This is a genomic window from Nostoc paludosum FACHB-159 (assembly GCF_014698835.1).
GTDB lineage: Bacteria > Cyanobacteriota > Cyanobacteriia > Cyanobacteriales > Nostocaceae > Nostoc > Nostoc paludosum.
Map to the genome: position 1 here is coordinate 1 of NZ_JACJTU010000144.1, position 3,710 is coordinate 3,710.

Annotated in this window: 2 protein-coding genes and 1 pseudogene; all 3 read left to right on the forward strand. The window is 38.4% G+C overall.

The window, feature by feature from the left end:
* On the forward strand, window positions 1-187 hold a 187-nt coding region (locus H6H03_RS39985), incomplete at its 5' end, for a hypothetical protein (protein WP_206757990.1).
* A gap of 14 nt (window positions 188-201) precedes the next feature.
* Window positions 202-2,814 (forward strand): annotated as a pseudogene (locus H6H03_RS39445) (Tn3 family transposase); the annotation flags it as partial.
* Window positions 2,811-3,521, forward strand: a complete 711-nt coding sequence (locus tag H6H03_RS39450; protein ID WP_190960402.1) for a tyrosine-type recombinase/integrase — start codon at window positions 2,811-2,813, stop codon at window positions 3,519-3,521. The pseudogene H6H03_RS39445 and the gene H6H03_RS39450, both read left to right, overlap by 4 nt.
* Window positions 3,522-3,710 lie beyond the last annotated feature (189 nt).

A 3,710-nucleotide genomic window follows, 5' to 3' on the forward strand; every position in this document is an offset into this window, starting at 1 on the left:
CAAGCTTAGTAAATTTCATTACCGTAAGCAACATTTATCTAATACAACCTCTACCTATTTTCTCATGAATCTTTCATGCTTTGCCTCCAATACACCTGCTTCTATTACGAATACAAGGCTTTCGGAATCAGATTCAACTAATACTCATGTACTATATATCGGCGATCGCTCTGTGCCAGTTGCGTAAGTCCTGAGGATATTGAACATTTATCAGCTTTAGTTTTCCAACAATTTCGTTCAATTCATATTGAGCCTCCAACCAAGCAACAAACCTTACGCCTTATCCGGTCAGCTATTCGTAAATACGAAACCAAATTTTTTTCTAATACACTACAAAAATTATCTGACTTAACTAAAACTCAAATAGATGCGTTGTTGTCTCTAACCACAACTACGGATAGTGAAGAAAACATAAATCCCCAAGATTCTCAACAATCATGTGATTTGAGTGACTTAAAAGCAGACCCAGGTAGGGTTGGTTTGGAGAGCATTTTTACAGAAGTAGCGAAACTGCAATGCCTTCAAAAACTAGAACTACCTCTGAATTTATTCTCTTCAGTATCTCCCAAAGTTTTAGAAATATATAAACTACGAGTGGCCGCTGAATTACCCAGTCAATTACGCGCTCACCCAGAAGCGATTCGCTACACTCTCATGTCAGCATTTTGTTATAAGAGAAGTCAAGAGATTACAGATTCTCTAATTGAATTACTGCTACAAATTGTACATCGTTTGTCAGCCAGGGCTGAAACTAAAATAGAGAAAGAATTACTTCAAGATTTCAAGCGAGTGTCTGGGAAAACTGGCTTACTTTATCAACTGGCTGAAGTTAGTCTTGCCAACCCTGATGGAATAGTCAAAGATGTAGTTTACCCAGTTGTGGGGCAACAAACATTAATCGACTTAGTGAAAGAATTTAAGTCAACAGGTAATGCCTATCGGCAAAAAGTATATAAAGTCATGCGCTCTTCTTACAGTAGTTATTATCGGCGCATGGTGCCAAAAATTCTAGACGTTTTAGAGTTTCGTTCTAATAATGACGTACACCGTCCAGTTATACAAGCTCTAGAATTAATTAAAAAATATGCTGATAGCAACCAAAGATATTATGATTTATCTGAAGAAGTTCCTCTAGATGGAATTTTACGTAGTAGTTGGCGGGAGATTATCTTAGAAAAAGACGTTCATGGTCATGAACGGATAAATCGTATTAATTATGAAATCAGTGTTTTACAAGCCTTAAGAGAACAACTGCGTTGTAAAGAAATTTGGGTAGTGGGAGCAAATCGCTATCGCAATCCTGAAGAGGATTTACCTGTCGATTTTGACTCTCTACGTGAAACTTATTATCAGGCATTAAACAAGCCTACAGATGTAGACGTGTTCATTAATAGTCTACAGCAAGCTATGAATGAAGCACTCTCATCGTTAGATAAAAATATCCCCCACAACCCCAAAGTAAAAATTCTTCAAAAAGGTAAAGGTTGGATATCTGTTTCACCCCTAGAAGCGCAAACTGAATCTACTTTTATATCGCGGTTGAAAGCTGAAATTGGGTTAAGATGGTCTACAACTAGCTTGTTAGATATTCTCAAAGAAGCTGACTTAAGAATTGGGTTTACAGAACACTTCAAAACTGTTGCCTCAAGAGAAACTTTAGACCGTACTACTTTACAGAAACGTTTGCTGCTGTGTTTGTATGGTTTAGGTACAAATACAGGACTTAAAAGGCTTAGTGCAGCCGCTCCCGACAGTAATTACCAAGATTTACGCTATGTGCAGCGTCGTTTTATTAATAAAAATCATTTACGTAAAGCCATAGCTGAAATAGTTAACGCTATCTTTCAGGTAAGACTACCTCAAATTTGGGGTGAAGCCACAACAACTTGTGCTAGTGATTCCAAGAAATTTGGAGCATGGGATCAAAATCTTATGACCGAGTGGCATATTCGTTACGGTGGTCGTGGGGTAATGATTTATTGGCACGTGGAACGAAAATCAACCTGTATTTACTCCCAATTAAAAACCTGTTCAAGTAGTGAAGTAGCAGCGATGATTGAAGGGGTACTGCGCCATTGTACAAACATGAAAGTAGAAAAAAATTTTGTCGATAGTCATGGACAAAGTGAAGTAGCTTTTGCTTTTTGTCACCTATTAGGATTTGAATTATTACCGCGATTAAAACGGATTCACTCACAAAAACTTTATCGTCCAGAAGCAGGTAATAGTAGTGCTTATCCCAACTTACAACTAATTTTGACCCGTCCGATTAAATGGGATTTAATTCGGCAACAATATGACCAAATGGTTAAGTATACAACAGCTTTGAGATTGGGAACAGCCGAACCGGAAGCTATACTGAAACGCTTTACTCGTGCTAACTTACAGCATCCAACTTACCAAGCACTGTGCGAATTGGGTAAAGCTGTTAAAACTATATTTTTATGTCAGTACCTACAGTCTGAGGCGTTACGTCGTGAAATCAATGAAGGCTTAAATGTTATCGAAAACTGGAACAGTGCTAACAGTTTTATTTTCTATGGGAAGGGTGGAGAAATTGCTACCAATCGCTTAGAAGAACAGGAATTGTCAGTTTTGTCTCTCCACTTATTACAAATCTGTTTGGTTTATATCAACACTTTGATGATTCAACAGGTTTTAAAAGACCCCGCTTGGATGTCTAAGATGAAAACAGAAGATTTTCGGGCGTTAACACCTTTATTTTACAGTCATGTCAATCCCTACGGTACTTTCCGCTTAGACCTTGAAGAACGGTTACGAATTGAATATGAGTCTTTGGAGGTGTTTGTGTGAATAATCCTAGAACTCCAGCTAAGAAAAAAGCCCATGAATTAGCCAAATATCTCCGCTCAGAAAATCCCGATTATACTTACTTAAAAAGTGTATTTCGTTATTTGCGAACTGAGTTAGAAATTTCAGTTCCCAAAACATCAACTAAACAATTACCTGATGTACCTACTGAAGAAGAAATTCAACGGTACTATGAAGCTGTATGGCACACTCGTAATGTGCAAGATATGGTACTAATAAAAACTTTACTTTATACAGGAGTTAGAGTTAGCGAATTAATTAATATTCGTTTAGAAGATGTAGATTTTGCTCGTTGCCAAATTCGCATTAATCAAGGCAAAGGGAGTAAAGACCGAATTGTTCCGTTTCCTGTTGGTTTTAAGGAAGTTCTAGCGATGCACGTAGACTTGATGCAACGCAAAGATGCAACTTATCTGTTTGAGTCATCATGGAAACGCAAGTATAGTGACCGAGGTGTGAGAAAAATCTTAGAAAAGTACGCAACTGCTGCGGGACTAAACAGAACCATCTCTCCTCATAGACTGCGACATTTCCTGCTAACGTGGCTGAAAAAACAAGGAATTGATGATGCGCTGATTCAACCTTACTCTGGGCATTCGTCCCGGCAATCACTGGAAGTTTACTCACGATTGTCCATAGGAGAAGCCCAAAAAGAATACGACTCTGTGATCTCAAAGTTCCCTGTGTAATACCTGTGTACTTTTTTTCTGGGTAACTTTTAAACTAAACTGTTTAGTTTGCCCCTGGACGCAGCTTCCGTAACACTACCCCAGGTAGGTTATTTGGGTCATCAGCTACTATCAACATGGTTCTAGTTGGTGGTAGTCCCTTGCAACTTGAGATCAAGTAGGTGGCTGCTGACATTGCATCAATTGGTG